Raw genomic sequence first — 17,835 nt, forward strand, 5'->3', positions numbered from 1 at the left:
CGGAGGAACGTTGATGCGCTCGCATCTGCTGAATGAGACGACCGCGGACCTTTACCGGCGTTCCGTCACGGAAGGCGTCGAGCGCGTCGCCGCCAAACTCGCGACCACGGAGCGGCCCCACACCGGCATATCCGTCGACGAACTCGCCCCGGTCATCAACGGGATCGACCTGGACCGGCCGCTCGAAGACGCGGCCGCCGTCCTCGACGAGCTGGATGAGGTCTACCTGCGCGACGCGGTGTACTTCCACCACCCGCGCTACCTCGGTCACCTCAACTGCCCGGTCGTCATCCCCGCCGTCCTCGGCGAGGCCGTCCTGTCGGCCGTCAACTCCTCGCTGGACACCTGGGACCAGTCCATCGGCGGCACGCTCATCGAGCGCCGCCTGATCGACTGGACCGCCGAGCGCATCGGCCTCGGCCCGGACGCGGACGGCATCTTCACCTCCGGCGGCAGCCAGTCCAACTTCCACTCCCTGCTGCTGGCCCGCGACGAGGCCTGCCGCACGGTCATGCAGCGCAGCGAGCGCCCGCCGGCGAAGTCCGAAGTCCTCCCGAGGCTGCGCATCTTCACCTCCGAGGCCAGCCACTTCAGCGTCAAGAAGTCGGCCGCCATGCTCGGGCTCGGCTACGAGGCCGTCATCGCCGTCCCGGTCGACCGCAACCGCCGCATGGACACCTCCGTGCTCGCCCTGGAGCTGGAGAGCTGCGTCCGCGAGGGCCTGGTCCCGATGGCCGTCGTCGCCACCGCCGGCACCACCGACTTCGGGTCCATCGACCCGCTCCCCGAGATCGCCCGCCTGACCGCCGAGCACTCCACCTGGATGCACGTGGACGCCGCGTACGGCTGCGGACTGCTGGTCTCCCCGACCCGCCGGCACCTGCTCGACGGCATCGAGCACGCGAACTCGGTCACCGTCGACTACCACAAGTCGTTCTTCCAGCCGGTCAGCTCCAGCGCGATGCTGGTGCGCGACCGCGACACCCTCAAGCACGCCACGTACCACGCCGACTACCTCAACCCCCGCCGCATGGCGGAGGAGCGGATCCCCAACCAGGTCGACAAGTCCATCCAGACCACGCGCCGCTTCGACGCGCTCAAGCTCTGGATGACCCTGCGCACCATGGGCGCCGACGGCCTCGGCTCGCTCTTCGACGAGGTCATCGAACTGGCCGCCGCGGGCTGGGACATCATCGACGCCGATCCCCGCTTCGAGGTCGTCGTCCGCCCGCAGATCTCCACCCTGGTCTTCCGCTACGTACCCCGTCTCGAAGGCGTCGACGTGCGCAAGGACCTCGTCGACGAGGCCAACCTGCACGCCCGCAAGGCGCTGTTCGCCTCCGGTGAGGCCGTCGTCGCGGGCACCAAGGTGGACGGGGACCAGTACCTGAAGTTCACCCTCCTCAACCCGCAGACCACGACGGCCGACATCGCGGCCGTCCTCGACCTCCTCGCCGCACACGCCGAGCAGTTCCTGGGAGAATCCCTTGCCGTCCACCACTGAGCCCCACGACTTCATCGGTATCGGCCTCGGTCCCTTCAACCTGGGACTCGCCTGCCTGACCGCGCCGATCGCCGAGCTCGACGGTCTCTTCATCGAGTCGAAGCCGCACTTCGAGTGGCACGCCGGGATGTTCCTGGACGGCGCCCACCTGCAGACGCCGTTCATGTCGGACCTGGTCACCCTGGCCGATCCGACCTCGCCCTTCTCCTTCCTGAACTACCTGAAGGACAAGGACCGGCTGTACTCCTTCTACATCCGGGAGAACTTCTACCCGCTGCGGACCGAGTACAACGACTACTGCCGCTGGGCCGCCGACCGCCTCGACAACGTGCAGTACTCCACCTCCGTCACGGAGGTCACGTACGACGAGCAGGCCGAGGTGTACGAGGTCCACACCGACCGCGGCGAGACCCACCGCGCCCGCCGCCTGGTCCTGGGCACCGGCACCCCGCCGTTCGTGCCGCAGGCCTGCGCCGGCCTGGGCGGCGACTTCACGCACAACTCCGCGTACATGCAGAACAAGGCGGAGCTCCAGCAGAAGAAGTCGATCACGCTCGTCGGCTCCGGCCAGAGCGCGGCCGAGATCTACTACGACCTGCTGTCCGAGATCGACGTGTACGGCTACCAGCTCAACTGGGTCACCCGCTCCCCGCGGTTCTTCCCGCTGGAGTACACGAAGCTGACGCTGGAGATGACCTCGCCGGAGTACGTGGACTACTTCCACGCGCTCCCCGAGGAGACCCGCTACCGGCTCGAGACCCAGCAGAAGAACCTCTTCAAGGGCATCGACGGCGAGCTCATCAACGCCATCTTCGACCTGCTCTACCAGAAGAAGGTCACCTCGCCGGGCCCGGTCCCGACCACCCTGCTGACCAACACCTCGCTGAACTCCGCGGCGTACGACACCACCACGGGCACCTACGCCCTGGGGCTGCGCCAGGAGGAGCAGGAGCGCGACTTCTCCCTCGCCACCGAGGGCCTGATCCTCGCGACGGGGTACAAGTACACGCTGCCGGAGTTCCTGAACCCGGTGCGCGAGCGCCTCGCCTTCGACGGCCACGGCCGCCCCGACGCGGCCCGCAACTACAGCATCGACGTGACCGGCCGCGGGGTCTTCCTCCAGAACGGCACGGTGCACAACCACTCCATCACCTCGCCCGACCTGGGCATGGCCGCGTACCGCAACGCGTACATCGTCGGAGAGCTCCTCGGCCGCGAGTACTACAAGGTCGAGAAGTCCATCGCGTTCCAGCAGTTCGCGGCCCCGGAAGGCACCCACGCATGAGCACCACCACGGAAAACCTCTACACGCGCAACGACGCCGTCCTCGGCAGCTTCGCGATCCGCCCGCTGGACCCCTTCGCCGACGCGGAGCTGCTCCACGGCTGGGTCACGCACCCCAAGGCCTCGTTCTGGATGATGCAGGACGCCTCGCTGCCGGACGTCGAGCGCGAGTACATGCGCATCGCCGCCCACGAGCACCACGACGCCTTCATCGGCCTCCACGAGGGCCGCCCGGCCTTCCTGATGGAGAAATACGACCCGAGCCGGCTGGAGCTGGTCGGCCTGTACGAGGCGCAGCCCGGCGACGTGGGCATGCACTTCCTCGTCGCGCCGAGCGAGCGGCCGCTGCACGGGTTCACCCGCGCCGTGATCACCACGGTGATGGCCGCGCTGTTCGCCGACCCGAAGACCGAGCGCGTCGTGGTGGAGCCGGACGTGGAGAACAAGGCGGTGCACGCCCTGAACGAGGCGGTCGGCTTCGTCCCCGACGGCCCGGTCCGCAAGCCCGAGAAGACGGCCCTGCTGAGCTTCTGCACCCGCGCGCAGTTCGAGGCGGCCACCGGCCTGACGGGAGCCTCCATATGAGCCTCGCCGACGCGATCTCGCACCTCTCCCCCGAGCTGTGGGCCCGCGCGAACCGCGCGCTGGTCCGCAAGGCCCTGGCGGAGTTCTCGCACGAGCGCCTGCTGACCCCGAAGCCGCTCGACGGCGCCGCCTCCGGCACCGGCACTGCGTACTCGGTCCTCAGCGACGACGGCTCGGTCGAGTACCGCTTCACCGCGGCCCGCCACGCCCTGGACCACTGGGCGGTGGACGAGGCCTCGGTCACCCGTCTCAAGGACGGCGCCGAGCTCCCGCTGGACGCCCTCGACTTCCACATCGAGCTGCGCGAGGCCCTGGGCCTGAGCGCGGAGGTCCTGCCGGTCTACCTGGAGGAGATCTCCTCCACCCTGGCCGGCTCGGGCTTCAAGTACACGAAGCCGCAGGTCCCGTCCGCCGTGCTCGCGAAGTCCTCCTTCCAGGACATCGAGACCGGCATGACCGAGGGCCACCCCTGCTTCGTGGCCAACAACGGCCGGCTCGGCTTCGGCGTGCACGAGTACCTCTCGTACGCCCCGGAGACGGCGAGCCCCGTCCACCTGGTGTGGGTCGCGGCCCGCAAGGACGTCTCCACCTTCACGGCCGGCGCGGGCCTGGAGCACGACGCGTTCATGCGCGAGGAGCTGGGCGAGGCCGCCATCGCGGGGTTCGAGGCCAAGCTGTCCGCCCTGGACCTGGACCCGGCGGACTACCACTTCCTGCCGGTCCACCCCTGGCAGTGGTGGAACAAGACCACCGTCACCTTCGCGGCCGAGATCGCGAACCGCCGTCTGGTGCTGCTCGGCGAGGGCGAGGACGCGTACCTGGCCCAGCAGTCGATCCGTACGTTCTTCAACACCACGACGCCGGCCAAGCACTACGTGAAGACCGCCATCTCGGTCCTCAACATGGGCTTCATGCGCGGCCTGTCGGCGGCGTACATGGAGGCCACCCCAGCGATCAACGACTGGCTGCACCAGCTGATCGAGGGCGACGAGGTCCTGCGGTCGGTGGACTTCTCGATCATCCGCGAGCGCGCGGCGATCGGCTACCACCACCGCCAGTACGAGCGCGCCACCGACCGGTACTCGCCGTACCGCAAGATGCTGGCCGCCCTGTGGCGCGAGTCCCCGGTCAACCACCTGCGGGACGGCGAGCGCCTGGCGACGATGGCCTCGCTGCTGCACGTCGACTCCGAGGGCAAGTCCTTCGTGGGCGCGCTGATCGAGGAGTCGGGGCTCACCCCGTCGCAGTGGCTGAAGCCGTACCTGAGGGCCTACCTCCTCCCGCTCCTGCACTGCTTCTACCAGTACGACCTCGCGTACATGCCGCACGGCGAGAACACGATCCTCGTCATCGAGAACGGCGTGGTGAAGCGGGCGATCTTCAAGGACATCGCCGAGGAGATCGTGGTCATGGACCCCGACGCGGTGCTCCCGCCGGCCGTCGAGCGCGTCAGGGCCGACATCCCGGAGGACATGAAGCTCCTGTCGATCTTCACGGACGTCTTCGACTGCTTCTTCCGCTTCCTGGGCTCGATCCTCGTCTCGGAGGGCATCTGCGAGGAGGAGACCTTCTGGCGCGCGGTCGCGGACTGCGGCCACGAGTACCAGGAGTCGATGCCGCAGCTCGCGGAGCGCTTCGAGCGGTACGACCTGTTCGCCGAGGAGTTCCAGCTGTCCTGCCTGAACCGGCTCCAGCTGCGCAACAACAAGCAGATGGTGGACCTCGCCGACCCGGCGGCCGCCCTCCAGCTGATCGGCACCCTCAAGAACCCCGTCGCGCCTTACGCATCGCGACGGTGATCAAAGGGGGTGGGTGCGCTGCCGAATACGGTCCCTCGGCAGCGCACCCGCCCCTCCTGCCCGAGGACGTGTCTGCGGAGCCCTGACTGGCCCTCTTCGCGGACACGCCTCGGGCATCCCGTTCTCCCGGCTACGGCCAGGGGACGTCCGGTGCCCGGTAGTACGTGATGTCCTGGGCGTCCAGCCTCGGGCCCTGCGCCGCCACCCGCTGCCGGTACTCCGCCCAGTTCCGCGGGCCCGGGCTCCAGCCCAGTTCCGCGAGGCCCAGCACCCGCGGGAAGGCCATGAACTCCAGGTCCGCGCGGGTCGCGATCGTCTCCGTCCACAGCGGTGCCTCGACGCCCAGGACCGCGGACTCCGGGACTCCGGCCGCGGCCAGGTACGTCCCCGGGTTCCAGTCGTAGGCCCTGCGCACCGGGACAAAGCCCGCCCACGCCAGACCCGGCTTCGTCGTCAGGTCGTACTTCATGTCCAGGTACAGCCGGTCCGCCGGCGACAGGATCAGCGGGTGGCCCGCCTTCGCCGCCGCGGCCACCGCCGCCTTCTCCGCGGCCGCCGTCCCGTCGTGGCCCCAGTACTGGAGCACCGCCCCGGGCGCCGGGCGGGCCGTGGCGAGCTGGTGCCAGGCCACCACCGTCTTGCCGTGGCGCCCGACGATCTGCTGGGCCCGGTCCATGAAGGCCGCGTAGTCCGCCGCCGGAGTCGAGTGCGCCTCGTCGCCGCCGATGTGCAGGTAGCGGCCCGGCGTCAGCTCGGCCAGTTCGCCGAGCACGTCGTCGATGAACTCGTACGTCCGCTCCTTGCCGACGCACAGCGAGCTGAAGCCGACCTTGATCCCGGTGTAGCGCTCGCGCGCCTTCCCGTCGCAGTTCAGCTCCGCGTAGGAGGCCTGGGCGGCGTTCACGTGCCCCGGCATGTCGATCTCCGGGACCACGTCCACGTACCGCTCGCCCGCGTACGCCACCAGGTCCCGGTACTGGTCCTTCGTCCAGTACCCGCCCGGCCCGCCGCCGACCTCGCTGCCGCCGCCGTACTCCGCCAGCCGCGGCCAGGAATCGATCGCGATGCGCCAGCCCTGGTCGTCGGTCAGGTGCAGGTGCAGCGTGTTGACCTTGTACCGGGCCAGCTGGTCCACGTACCGCTTGACCTGCTCCGCCGTGAAGTGGTGGCGGGCGATGTCCAGCATGGCCCCCCGGTACGCGAACCGGGGCGCGTCGGCGATCTCGCCGCCGGGCACCGTGCCCGGTCCGGCCACCGGCAGCAGCTGCCGCAGCGTCTGCCCCGCGTGGAAGAGCCCCGCCGGGGTCCGGGCGGTCAGCGTGACCCCGCCCGGACCGGACTCCAGCCGGTACCCCTCGGTGCCGGTCCCCTCCGCCTGCTCGTCGAGCCGCAGCCGGATCCCGTCGCCGTCGGCCCCGTCGACCACCGGCAGCGGGAGCCCGCTGGGGCCCCTGAGCTGCTCCGCGAGGAGCTCGCCGACCCGCCGGACCTCCTCGCCGCCCGGGCCGGTACGGATGACCGTGCCCGCGCCGACGACGTACCCGGGGCCTTCGGCGCGTGCGGAGGCGGGCGCCGGCAGGAGCTGTGCGTAGGGGGCGAGGGCGGCCGGGCGCCCGTCCCCGGGTCTGGCGTCGGCGTCGGGGGACCCGGCGCAGGAAACGGCCGCGCCGAGGACGAGGAGTGTGCCGAGCGTGCGTCGCAGGACTCTCATAGAGCAGGTATAGGCCAACTGGCGTGCCGGGGCCGGTGCGAGAATCGACGGATGGCGGAAATCATCCAGAAGGACGGCACATGGACCTTCGACGGGGACGCGGTGCGGATCGTGCCCGGTCGGGACAAGGGGGTGGGGCTGCTGCGCCAGACGCTGGGCGAGGTGGTCGTCCCGCTGCGCGCGCTCGCCGGGATCAGCCACGAACCGGGGCGCAGGACGGGCCGGTTGAGGCTGAGGCTGCGTGACGGCGCCGACCCGCTGCTCCAGGTGACGGGCGGGCGGCTGCCGGAGGCCTCCGACCCGTACCGGCTGACGGTGGACACGGACCGGACCGGGGTGGCGGAGTACTTCGTGGACGAGGTGCGCAACGCGCTGCTGCTGGACCAGGTGGACCCCGGCCCGGCGGACGCGTACCTGCTGCCGGGGCCGGCCGTGCCGATCACGGTGGCCGCGGGGGACGGGACGGTGGCCTTCGACGGCGACCGGGTGGCGCTGGACTGGAACTGGACGACGGAGGAGGCCAAGAGCTCCGGCGGGCCGCGCGAGTTCCGGGTCGCGGACCTGCGGGTGGTGGAGTGGTCCCCCTCGAAGGGCCTGGACAACGGATGGATCCGGTTCACGCTGGCGGGCGCCCCGGCGGCTCCCGCGCCCAAGTACGACCCGTACACGGTGGAGCTGTTCGGCTTCAAGAAGGACCCGCTGATGGCGCTGGTCGCGGCGGCCGTGGCGGTACGGATGCCCCATCCCCGGGGCGCCGCGGCCCCGGCCGAGCCCGCCCCGGCCCTGTCGAAGCCGCCGGTGCCGGAGCTGGCGGCCTCGGCCCCCGAGCCGGCGGCCCCGGAGGACCACGACGCCCTGCTGCGGCGGCTGCGCGAGCTGGGCGATCTGCACCAGGGCGGCATCCTCACGGCCGAGGAGTTCGCCGCGGCCAAGCAAGCCGTTTTGCGACGTTTCTGACCTTTACCTTCGCTTTTCGGTGACCGGATTTACGCATTCCACTGGTCTGGACCAGAGGGATCCTGCCCGATTCCGGGCAGGATCTTTGCGTTCCCGGCCGCGGCCAGTCAGTATCTACGGGTGCTCGACCGCCGCCCGTCTCATGACGATCTCGTCGACCACCTGGTGCGCAGCACCGCGCTGCAGCGCGGCGAGGCCGCCCGGGTGGTGCTCGACGTACTCGCGTACTTCGACGAGACGACCGAGGAATTCGTGCGCCGCCGCCACCGTGAGCTCCAGTCCGGCGGCGCGGTCAACGCGGAGATCTTCGAACGGATCGCGGCCGAGCTGCCGCACCGCGCCGTGGCGCCGCCGGAGCTCTCGCTCCGGCAGTTGCGCCGCATCGTCTACGGCTGAGCGACAGGGCCGGCCGACGGCCAGGCGCGGCGACAACAGCGGCAAGGGCAACCGAACTTCAGGAGGGGCAAGACTTTATGTGCGGAATCGTGGGTTACATCGGCAAGCGTGACGTGGCACCGCTGCTGCTGGAAGGCCTGCAGCGACTGGAGTACCGCGGTTACGACTCCGCGGGCATCGTCGTCAACAACCCGAAGTCCCCCGCGCTCAAGGTGGTCAAGGCCAAGGGCCGCGTCCGCGAGCTGGAATCCCGGGTCCCCAAGCGCTTCGCGGGCACCACCGGCATCGCCCACACCCGCTGGGCCACCCACGGCGCGCCGAGCGACATCAACTCGCACCCGCACCTCGACGCCGAGAACAAGGTCGCGGTCGTCCACAACGGCATCGTCGACAACGCCGCCGAGCTCCGCGCCAAGCTGGAGGCCGAGGGGGTCGTCTTCGTCTCGGAGACCGACACCGAGGTCATCGTCCACCTGATCGCCCGCTCCCAGGCCGACACCCTGGAGGAGAAGGTCCGCGAGGCCGTCAAGGCGATCGAGGGCACGTACGGCATCGCCGTCATGCACGCCGACTTCGCCGACCGCATCGTCGTGGCCCGCAACGGCTCCCCGGTGATCCTCGGCATCGGCGAGAAGGAGATGCTCGTCGCCTCGGACGTCGCCGCGCTCGTCGCCCACACCCGCCAGGTCGTCACCCTCAACGACGGCGAGATGGCCACCCTGAAGGCCGACGACTTCCGCACCTACACCACCGGTGGCGCCACCACCACGGCCACGCCGGAGACCGTGGAGTGGGAGGCCGCCTCGTACGACATGGGCGGCCACGACACGTACATGCACAAGGAGATCTCCGAGCAGCCCGACGCGGTCGACCGCGTGCTGCGCGGCCGGATCGACGACCGCTTCAACACCGTGCACCTGGGCGGCCTGAACCTGGACCCGCGCGAGGCGCGCGGCATCCGCCGGGTCAAGATCCTGGGCTGCGGCACCTCGTACCACGCGGGCCTGATCGGCGCCGGCCTCATCGAGAGCATGGCCCGCATCCCCGCGGACGCCGAGCCGGCCTCCGAGTTCCGCTACCGCAACCCGGTCGTGGACCCCGACACGCTCTACATCGCCGTCTCGCAGTCCGGTGAGACGTACGACGTGCTGGCCGCCGTGCAGGAGCTCAAGCGCAAGGGCGCCCGCGTCCTCGGCGTCGTCAACGTGGTGGGCTCCGCCATCGCCCGCGAGGCCGACGGCGGCGTGTACGTGCACGCCGGTCCCGAGGTCTGCGTCGTCTCCACCAAGTGCTTCACCAACACGGTCGTGGCCTTCGCGCTGCTCGCCGTGCACCTGGGCCGGATCCGGGACCTGTCGGTCACCGACGGCAAGCGGATCATCGAGGGCCTGCGCAAGCTGCCCGCGCAGATCCAGGAGATCCTCGAAGGCGAAGAGGACATCAAGAAGCTGGCGGCCGAGTACGCCGAGGCCAAGTCGATGATGTTCATCGGCCGGGTCCGCGGCTACCCGGTGGCCCTGGAGGCCTCCCTGAAGCTCAAGGAGATCTCCTACATCCACGCCGAGGCCTACCCGGCCTCCGAGCTCAAGCACGGCCCGCTCGCGCTCATCGAGCCGGCGATGCCGACGGTCGCGATCGTCCCGGACGACGACCTGCTGGAGAAGAACCGCGCGGCGCTGGAGGAGATCAAGGCCCGCAGCGGCCGGATCCTCGCGGTCGCCCACCGCGAGCAGGAGAAGGCCGACCACACGATCCTCGTGCCCAAGAACGAGGACGAGCTGGACCCGATCCTGATGGGCATCCCGCTCCAGCTGCTGGCGTACCACACGGCCCTGGCCCTGGGCCGGGACATCGACAAGCCGCGCAACCTGGCGAAGTCCGTCACGGTCGAGTAGTCGCAGCGGCGCACCGAGCACGCGGAACGGCCCCCGGGGATTCCCCGGGGGCCGTTCCCGTACTTCCGCTTCCGTCCTTCCGCTTCCGTACTGCGCCCTCAGCTCGCGGCGACCGTGCCGCGGCCCGAGGCCTTGCCCAGTGCGGTGGGCCAGTGGGCCAGCGCCGCGGTGGCGCCGTACCAGAACAGCAGCCCGGAGAGCGCGGCCGCCCAGCCGGCCGCCTTGGCGAGCCCGCCGCTGTCGGCGAAGGAACCGACCGCGAGGAGCAGCAGGGAGAGGGTGAGCAGGGCGTACGCGCCCTGGCCGAACAGTCCGCTCGTGGCGCTCACGGTGAGGGTCAGCGCGAGCAGGGCGAAGAGGACCAGGAACAGTCCGGCGGCGTGTGCCGAAACCTTTCCGTCCGCCCCCGATGCCCAGGTGAACCAGAAGGCGCCGAGGCCCGCGAACGCCGTGCCGTTGAAGCCGTTGCCGCCGCGGAATTCGAGGACTCCGAGGACGAACAGGGCGAGACCGCCGACGTAGGTCGCGAGTGACACGGAGTTGGCGACGGACACGCCGCTGACGACGGCGGTGTGGCCGATACCGAATGCGAGAAGGGTGAGACCCAGGGCTATGTTCCCGAGGGTCGAAGTCGAGGCCGTGCTTCCCGCAGAGACACCATTGTCCACGGCGGGCTCCCTTCGATCTGCAGTTGTTTGCTGCGTCCCAGCAGCATTTATCTACCCTTTACATGGGGGTTCACAACCGCACGACCGACGTACAGTGGGTTACGGAATGACAACGACCGGTCGCTGTGCGCGCTTGGCCAGCCGGCCCGCCACGGAGCCGAAGATCCGGCCCACGATCCCGTGCGTCGAGCCCACCACGATGGCGTCCGCCGAGTACTCCCGGCCGACCTCCTCCAGCTCGTGGCAGATGTCCCCGCCCCGCTCCACCAGGATCCACGGCACCTCGGAGAGGTAGTCCGCGCAGGCGAGCTCCAGCCCCAGCACCTCGGTGCGGTGGTCCGGTACGTCCACGAATACGGGCGGCTCGCAGCCGGCCCACACGGTGGTGGGCAGCCGGTTGGCCACGTGCACGATGATCAGGCCGGATCCGGAGCGGCGGGCCATCCCGATCGCGTACGCCAAGGCGCGCTCACTGGACGTGGAGCCGTCGAACCCCACCACGACCCCGTGCCGGAAGGCCGGGTCGCAGGGATGACGTGTCTGTTCCGCCGCGCGCAGGTCGCTCGACGTGTGGTCGGCGAGCGGTTTGCGCTTGCGGTCCGCGGGTTCGGGAAGTTCGTGACCGGCCATGGATGTCTCGGCGAAAGGTCCTCGGGGGAAGGGACAAGGCGACGGAGCGGCAATGGGCGGAAGCAACGATTGAAAAAACGACGACTCAGGGTGACGGAGCACTGTCCGGGAAGCATCTTCCCAAGCCCATACCCACCAGGGTACGGCGACACTCCTGTCCTGCACAGGGCATGCCGCCCTTGGAGAGCGTCCCAGGGAGCATGCCGGAGCGAGGGCTCCTTGGCAATGGCCGCTGTCCCCTACAGCCAGTGACGAGTTGCCGCACGAGCCACTTCTGCGCCACCCGTGCGCGCAGTGACCGAGCGCGGCCGCGCGCCGTTGGACAGGCGTCCGACCGTCCAGGAAGAGCCCGCAGGGAGCACGCCGTGCCCGGCCATCCGGTTCACCCCGTCCAGCCCGCTCACCCGACCCACTCCGCCCGGTCCGCCCGGTCCGCCCGGCACGCCCACACGACACCGCATTTCACGCCCGCTCCCGTTCACTCGTCCGTGCACCCGCCGAGACACGCCCATGACGACCCCGCGGGTGACGTGGTCCGCTGGGCCGCCTTCAGCTGCCTGCTCGTGCCCGTGGTGCTCGTCGTGTACGGAACCTCCTTCGGCGGGGCCGCCGTCGCCACCCTCGGGCTGGTCGCGGTCACGGCGGCGTGCCGGGCGATGCTGCGCTATTCGGAGAAGGCGGAGCGGGCCTCCCTGGTTCTCGCGGAGGACCGGCTGCCGCCGGGCAGGCGCCGCCGGCATTCGCGCGCCGGGAGCGGGTCCGGGGGCCGCGGCTGCCACTCGTCCGGTGGAATCTCCCCAGAGGACTGACTGATTCGTACACCCACACCCGCATATTTTCAGCCAACTTCCCGGAACAGTGCCGGTCTTGCCGGAATGCCCCCTCAACCCCCCTACCACCAGCGACGACAGCGGCGAGGGGGCTCCGAGACCCTACGGGTACTGGCCATGGCCGGAGGGCGAGCTTCCCACTCCGGTAGCGGAGTGGAAGGCTTCCTGATCGAATGCTTTTCGCCAAGTTGCCAAGTCGACATAGCGCTGCGTGCTGAACTTGTCACGCCGACACCACGGGACGCAGTAGATTCGATCATGTATTTACGGCGGGGGATCCACGTGCAAGGCCGAGGGGAAACGTGCAGGTGCGACCAGACCAAGGAGTCGCGACACCCAAGGGGGGCTTAGCCATGAGCCAGGATTCCACCGCCGTCGTCGCGGACGCCGGCAGGAAGCTCGCGGGGCGTCGCCGCAGGGAGATCGTCGCGGTGCTGCTGTTCAGCGGCGGCCCGATCTTCGAGAGCTCCATTCCACTTTCCGTGTTCGGCATCGACCGGCAGGACGCGGGAGTTCCACGCTATCGACTGCTCGTCTGCGCCGGGGAGGACGGTCCGCTGCGGACCACCGGCGGACTCGAGCTCACCGCGCCGTACGGGCTGGAGGCGATCGCCCGGGCAGGCACGGTCGTCGTTCCGGCCTGGCGCTCGATCACTTCACCGCCGCCTCCCGAGGCGCTCGACGCACTGCGTCTGGCGCACGAGGAGGGCGCCCGGATCGTCGGACTGTGCACGGGGGCCTTCGTGCTCGCCGCCGCCGGTCTGCTGGACGGCCGGCCCGCCACGACGCACTGGATGTACGCGCCGACGCTGGCCAAGCGGTACCCGTCCGTCCATGTCGATCCGCGCGAGCTGTTCGTCGACGACGGCGACGTGCTCACGTCCGCGGGCACCGCGGCCGGAATCGACCTGTGCCTGCACATCGTGCGCACGGACCACGGCAGCGAGGCGGCCGGGGCACTGGCCCGCCGGCTCGTCGTCCCGCCGCGCCGCACGGGCGGCCAGGAGCGCTATCTCGACCGGTCGCTGCCGGAGGAGATCGGCGCCGACCCGCTGGCCGAGGTCGTCGCCTGGGCCCTGGAGCACCTCCACGAGCAGTTCGACGTGGAGACGCTCGCGGCCCGCGCGTACATGAGCCGGCGCACGTTCGACCGCCGGTTCCGCTCGCTGACCGGCAGCGCGCCGCTCCAGTGGCTGATCACCCAGCGGGTGCTCCAGGCCCAGCGGCTTCTGGAGACCTCCGACTACTCGGTCGACGAGGTCGCCGGGCGCTGCGGGTTCCGCTCGCCGGTCGCCCTGCGCGGTCACTTCCGGCGGCAGCTGGGGTCCTCCCCGGCCGCCTACCGCTCGGCCTACCGGGCACGCCGGCCGCAGGCCGAAGTGTCCCAGGTCAGCGAGATGCCGGGGGGCCCGGTGCCGCACCAGCGCACCCCGCAGCCCCAGCGTGCGGCGGCCGCCCTGGCCGCGGCCGGCCCGACGGTGACGGAGCTGTACGCCCCGAACCGGGTCCTGCGCGAGCACGCGTAGCTCCCGCCACGGGCACTGCCTGACGGAGGTCCCCCGCATCGGTCACCACCGAAGCGGGGGACCTTCCGCGTTATCCGCATAAGCTGGGCCGCATGAACGATCGCATGGTGTGGATCGACTGCGAGATGACCGGGCTCTCGTTGACGGACGACGCACTTATCGAGGTGGCCGCACTGGTCACCGACTCGGAGCTCAACGTGCTCGGCGAAGGCGTGGACCTCGTGATCCGCCCGCCGGACGCGGCCCTGGAGACCATGCCCGACGTGGTGCGCGAGATGCACACCGCCTCCGGACTGCTCGACGAGCTGGCCGGCGGGATCACCCTCGCGGACGCCGAGGCGCAGGTCCTGGCGTACGTACGGGAACACGTGAAGGAGCCCCGCAAGGCGCCGCTCTGCGGAAACTCGGTCGGTACCGACCGCGGGTTCCTGCTGCGCGACATGCCGGCGCTGGAGAGCCACCTGCACTACCGGATCGTGGACGTGTCCTCGGTCAAGGAGCTGGCGCGCCGCTGGTACCCGCGGGCGTATTTCAACAGTCCGCCGAAGAACGGCAACCACCGGGCGCTCGCGGACATCAAGGAGTCCATCGCCGAGCTCCGGTACTACCGGGAGGCGGTCTTCGTCCCGCAGCCGGGGCCCGACTCGGACACCGCCCGGGCGATCGCCGCCAAGCACACCCTGTCCGCCGAATAGGACCCGGCGGGAGCCTCCGGAGGCGGGGCGGGGGAAAGGGGGGCGCGAGCACCCTCCCGGACCCTGTACCCTTTTCTTCGGCCGGTCGGTTTTCCGACCGGACATGGTGGGTGTAGCTCAGCTGGTAGAGCACCTGGTTGTGGTCCAGGTGGCCGCGGGTTCAAGTCCCGTCACTCACCCTGCGAGAGGGCCCCGGTCCGCGAAAGCGGACCGGGGCCCTCTGCATTTTCCTCATTCTGCTCCTGCGCGACCGTCCTCTCAGACGAGGTCGCTGCGGAACCAGTTCCAGGAGCCGGTGCTCTCCCACTTCTTCACCGGGGCCGCGAACCCGCCGCCCGTGCCGGTGAAGGTCCACAGGCCGGTCCGGTTGGTGCCGTCACCCTGCTGGCCGTAGTTGTAGAGCACACCCACGTCGGTCTTGCCGTCGCCGTCGAAGTCCCCCGCGGTGACCTTGCTCGCGTCGGCGTTCCAGCTGCTGCCCGAGTCCCACTTCTTCACCGGGCCGCCGAAGCCGGAGCCGCTGCTCGTCATCGTCCACAGGCTGGTGTGGTTGACGCCTCCCGCGTCCTGGCCGTTGTCGTACAGGACGCCTACGTCGGTCTTGCCGTCGCCGTCGAAGTCACCGGCGACGGGCTTGGAGCGGTTCCAGTCCCAGCTGCCGGTGGTGCGGTCGTCGTTGTCCCACTTCTTCACCGGGCCGCTGAAGCCGGAGCCGGTGCTCGTCATCGTCCACAGCGCGGTCAGGTTGGTGCCGTCGGACTGCCGGCCCGTGTTGTAGAGGACGCCCACGTCCGCCTTGCCGTCGCCGGTGAAATCTCCGGCCACGAGCTTGGAGCGGTCCCAGCTCCAGCTGCCGGTGGTCCGGTCGTCGTTGTCCCACTTCTTGGCGGGTGCCTTGAAGCCGGAGCCGGTGCTGGTGAACGTCCACAGGGCGGTCAGGTTGGTGCCGTCGCTCTGCTGGCCGTTGTTGTAGAGCACGCCGACGTCCGTCTTGCCGTCGCCGTCGAAGTCGCCCGCGGTGAGCTTGGAGCGGTTCCAGTTCCAGGAGCCGGCGCTCTCCCAGGCCTTGACCGGGTTGCTGAACGCGGAGCCGGTGCTGGTGAAGGTCCACAGCGCCGTGTGGTTGGTGCCGTCCGCGTCCTGGCCGTTGTTGTAGAGAACACCGATGTCGGCCTTGCCGTCACCGTTGAAGTCGCCCGCCGTCACCTTCGAGCGGTCCCAGTTCCACGAACCGGCGCCGGAGGCGACGTTGTCCCACACCTTCACGGGAGCGTCGAATCCCGAACCGTTGGCCGTGAAGGTCCACAGCGCCGCGTGGTTGACGCCGCCGGCCTCCTGGCCGTAGTCGTACAGCACGCCGACGTCGGCCTTGCCGTCACCGTTGAAGTCGCCGGAGGCCTGGGTGGCCGCGGCCCGGTTGGCGGTGAAGAAGGAGACCCCGGCCGAGGCCGGCCCGGTCTGCCCGGCGTCGTTCGTCGCCTTGACGGTGAGGGTGTGCGGGCCGTCGGACAGGCTCGTGGTGTCGAGGGTGACCGCGTACGAGGGCCCGGAGCCGGTGGCCGCAGCGACCGCCGTGCCGTCGACGTAGAACGTGGCACCGGTCGGCGTGCCGACCGCGTCCGTCACCGACGCGGTCAGCGAGACCGGGCCGGTCAGTACGGTGCCCGCGCCCGGGCCGGTGACCTTGGACACCGGCGGGACCGGGTCGGGGTACGGGTCGGCGTGGTCGGCGCCCAGCCCGGCGGCGGGTCCGCAGTTCGGCCAGGCACCCTGGCCCTGCCCCTTGAGGAGCTTCTCGCCTGTCAGGATCTGCTGCTGCTTCGTCGCCTTGTCCGCTCGCGGGGCGTAGGCAAGACCGCCGTACGCCTCCCAGGAGGACTGCGTGAACTGGAGGCCGCCGTAGAAGCCGTTGCCCGTGTTGATGGCCCAGTTCCCGCCGGCCTCGCACTGGGCGACCTTGTCCCACGTGCTGACGGAGGCGGCGGTGGCCGGTCCGCCGGCCAGGAGGGTGGCGGCCATGCCGGCCACGGAGACGAGGGAGACGGCGGCGGCGAGGCGGGCGGTGCGCGCGGTACGGGCGGTGCGCGCGGTGGCGGCGGAACGGGACATGGCGGGTTCTGCTCCTGAAGGCGAAGAGTGCGGGGGAAGGGGGCCGGGGGGGGGGGGGGGGGGGTTTTTCCCGCCCCCCCCCGTCCGGGCGCCGGGGGGGCGGTCCCCGGGCTTGGCCGGGGTCCTGCTTCCACAGGCCGGTCCGGTTGGAGCCGTTGTCCTGCTTGCCGTAGCCGTACAGCACGCCGACGTCGGTCTTGCCGTCGCCGTCAAAGTCACCCGAGGTGAGCTTGCTGGCGTCGGAGTTCCAGCTGCCGTCGCCGGAGTCCCACTTCTTGACCGGGCCGTTGAAGCCGGAGCCGGTGCTGGTCATCGTCCACAGCGCGGACTGGTTGCGGGAGTCCTCGCTCTGGCCGTTGTTGTAGAGGACACCGATGTCGGCCTTGCCGTCGCCGTTGTAGTCGCCGACCGTGATCTTCGAGCGGTCCCAGTTCCAGGAGCCGGTCGTCCGGTCGTCGTTGTCCCACTTCTTGACCGGGCCGCTGAAGCCGGAGCCGGTGCTCGTCATCGTCCACAGCGCGGTCAGGTTGGTGCCGTCCTCCTGCTGGCCGATGTCGTACAGCATGCCGATGTCGGCCTTGCCGTCACCGGTGAAGTCGCCGGCCACGACCTTGGAGCGGTCCCAGTTCCACGAGCCCGTGGTGCGGTCGTCGTTGTCCCACTTCTTGACCGGCGCGTTGAAGCCGGAGCCGGTGCTGGTGAACGTCCACAGGGCGGTCAGGTTGGTGCCGTCCGTCTGCTGGCCGTTGTTGTAGAGCACGCCGACGTCGGTCTTGCCGTCGCCGTCGAAGTCGCCCGAGGTCACCTTGGAGCGGTTCCAGTTCCAGGAACCGGTGCTCTCCCACTTCTTGACCGGCGCGTTGAAGCCGTTGCCGTTGCTGGTGAACGTCCACAGGGCGGTGTGGTTGGTGCCGTCGGCGTCCTGGCCGTTGTTGTAGAGCACGCCGATGTCCGACTTGCCGTCACCGTTGAAGTCGCCGGTCGTGACCTTGGAGCGGTCCCAGTTCCACGAACCGGCGCCGGTGGCGACGTTGTCCCACACCTTCACCGGGTCGTTGAAGCCCGAGCCGTTGCTGAGGTACGTCCACAGGCCGGTGTGGTTGGAGCCGTCGGCCTCCTGGCCGTAGTCGTACAGCACGCCGACGTCGGCCTTGCCGTCGCCGTTGAAGTCCGCCTGGAAGGTGGAGGTGGCCTCGCCGTTGGAGGTGATGACCTGGGTGCGGGCGGTACCGGTGTTGCCGTTGGT

The 17,835-nt window shown here is 70.1% G+C and carries 14 protein-coding genes and 1 tRNA gene; 11 read left to right on the forward strand and 4 right to left on the reverse strand.

Translation table 11 applies throughout. The features are described from left to right. Positions 1 to 13: 13 nt before the first annotated feature. The 4 genes from IF02_RS0127735 to IF02_RS0127750 are packed head-to-tail and all read left to right on the forward strand — an operon-like array spanning position 14 to position 5,172. Positions 14 to 1,504 carry a pyridoxal phosphate-dependent decarboxylase family protein gene (locus tag IF02_RS0127735; RefSeq protein WP_030161634.1) on the forward strand — a complete coding sequence of 497 codons (1,491 nt, stop codon included), beginning with the start codon at positions 14 to 16 and terminating at the stop codon, positions 1,502 to 1,504. Further along, the gene (locus tag IF02_RS0127740) at positions 1,488 to 2,789 is read left to right on the forward strand and encodes a lysine N(6)-hydroxylase/L-ornithine N(5)-oxygenase family protein (RefSeq protein WP_030161636.1); all 1,302 of its coding nucleotides are present in this window, start codon (positions 1,488 to 1,490) and stop codon (positions 2,787 to 2,789) included. Before IF02_RS0127735 ends, IF02_RS0127740 begins: the two co-directional genes overlap by 17 nt. Next, on the forward strand, positions 2,786 to 3,373 hold the full coding sequence (locus IF02_RS0127745; RefSeq protein WP_030161638.1) for a GNAT family N-acetyltransferase: 588 nt from the start codon (positions 2,786 to 2,788) through the stop codon (positions 3,371 to 3,373). Before IF02_RS0127740 ends, IF02_RS0127745 begins: the two co-directional genes overlap by 4 nt. After that, positions 3,370 to 5,172 carry an IucA/IucC family protein gene (locus tag IF02_RS0127750; protein ID WP_030161639.1) on the forward strand — a complete coding sequence of 601 codons (1,803 nt, stop codon included), beginning with the start codon at positions 3,370 to 3,372 and terminating at the stop codon, positions 5,170 to 5,172. Before IF02_RS0127745 ends, IF02_RS0127750 begins: the two co-directional genes overlap by 4 nt. 130 nt (positions 5,173 to 5,302) lie before the next feature. Here IF02_RS0127750 and IF02_RS0127755 read toward each other — a convergent pair whose 3' ends face one another. Next, entirely contained in the window at positions 5,303 to 6,883 is a 1,581-nt protein-coding gene (locus IF02_RS0127755; protein ID WP_030161642.1) for a beta-N-acetylhexosaminidase, read from the reverse strand. A 51-nt stretch (positions 6,884 to 6,934) separates the two neighbouring features. On the opposite strand from IF02_RS0127755, the gene IF02_RS0127760 reads away from it, so the two are divergent. From IF02_RS0127760 to glmS, 3 genes are all read left to right on the forward strand, one after another. After that, positions 6,935 to 7,840 carry a DUF4429 domain-containing protein gene (locus tag IF02_RS0127760; protein ID WP_030161644.1) on the forward strand — a complete coding sequence of 302 codons (906 nt, stop codon included), beginning with the start codon at positions 6,935 to 6,937 and terminating at the stop codon, positions 7,838 to 7,840. Between the two features lie 120 nt (positions 7,841 to 7,960). After that, on the forward strand, positions 7,961 to 8,236 hold the full coding sequence (locus IF02_RS0127765) for a hypothetical protein (RefSeq protein WP_030008735.1): 276 nt from the start codon (positions 7,961 to 7,963) through the stop codon (positions 8,234 to 8,236). A gap of 77 nt (positions 8,237 to 8,313) precedes the next feature. Next, entirely contained in the window at positions 8,314 to 10,131 is a 1,818-nt protein-coding gene (gene glmS, locus IF02_RS0127770; RefSeq protein ID WP_030161648.1) for a glutamine--fructose-6-phosphate transaminase (isomerizing), read from the forward strand. A gap of 98 nt (positions 10,132 to 10,229) precedes the next feature. On the opposite strand, the gene IF02_RS0127775 is transcribed toward glmS, so the two are convergent. After that, a complete protein-coding gene (locus IF02_RS0127775) occupies positions 10,230 to 10,799 on the reverse strand; it encodes a GPR1/FUN34/YaaH family transporter (RefSeq protein WP_030161650.1) in 570 nt (189 codons plus the stop codon). 99 nt (positions 10,800 to 10,898) lie between these two features. Further along, entirely contained in the window at positions 10,899 to 11,429 is a 531-nt protein-coding gene (locus tag IF02_RS0127780) for a universal stress protein (RefSeq protein ID WP_030161651.1), read from the reverse strand. Positions 11,430 to 11,917: 488 nt separating this feature from the next. Between IF02_RS0127780 and IF02_RS0127785 the strand changes: the two genes are divergently transcribed. The 4 genes from IF02_RS0127785 to IF02_RS0127800 all read left to right on the forward strand — a co-directional run bounded on the left by IF02_RS0127785 (position 11,918) and on the right by IF02_RS0127800 (position 14,659). Next, the gene (locus IF02_RS0127785) at positions 11,918 to 12,238 is read left to right on the forward strand and encodes a hypothetical protein (protein ID WP_030161654.1); all 321 of its coding nucleotides are present in this window, start codon (positions 11,918 to 11,920) and stop codon (positions 12,236 to 12,238) included. A gap of 374 nt (positions 12,239 to 12,612) precedes the next feature. Further along, positions 12,613 to 13,785: a helix-turn-helix domain-containing protein gene (locus IF02_RS0127790; RefSeq protein WP_030161656.1), complete on the forward strand. Its 1,173-nt coding sequence runs from the start codon at positions 12,613 to 12,615 to the stop codon at positions 13,783 to 13,785. A 92-nt stretch (positions 13,786 to 13,877) separates the two neighbouring features. After that, positions 13,878 to 14,480, forward strand: a complete 603-nt coding sequence (gene orn, locus IF02_RS0127795) for an oligoribonuclease (RefSeq protein WP_030161659.1) — start codon at positions 13,878 to 13,880, stop codon at positions 14,478 to 14,480. 106 nt (positions 14,481 to 14,586) lie between these two features. After that, positions 14,587 to 14,659: transfer RNA gene (locus tag IF02_RS0127800), tRNA-His, on the forward strand. A gap of 79 nt (positions 14,660 to 14,738) precedes the next feature. Here the strand turns inward: IF02_RS0127800 and IF02_RS0127805 are convergent. Continuing rightward, the gene (locus tag IF02_RS0127805) at positions 14,739 to 16,589 is read right to left on the reverse strand and encodes a transglycosylase family protein (RefSeq protein WP_051696601.1); all 1,851 of its coding nucleotides are present in this window, start codon (positions 16,587 to 16,589) and stop codon (positions 14,739 to 14,741) included. Positions 16,590 to 17,835: the final 1,246 nt, after the last annotated feature.

This window comes from Streptomyces sp. NRRL S-244, assembly GCF_000717915.1.
Classification (GTDB): domain Bacteria; phylum Actinomycetota; class Actinomycetes; order Streptomycetales; family Streptomycetaceae; genus Streptomyces.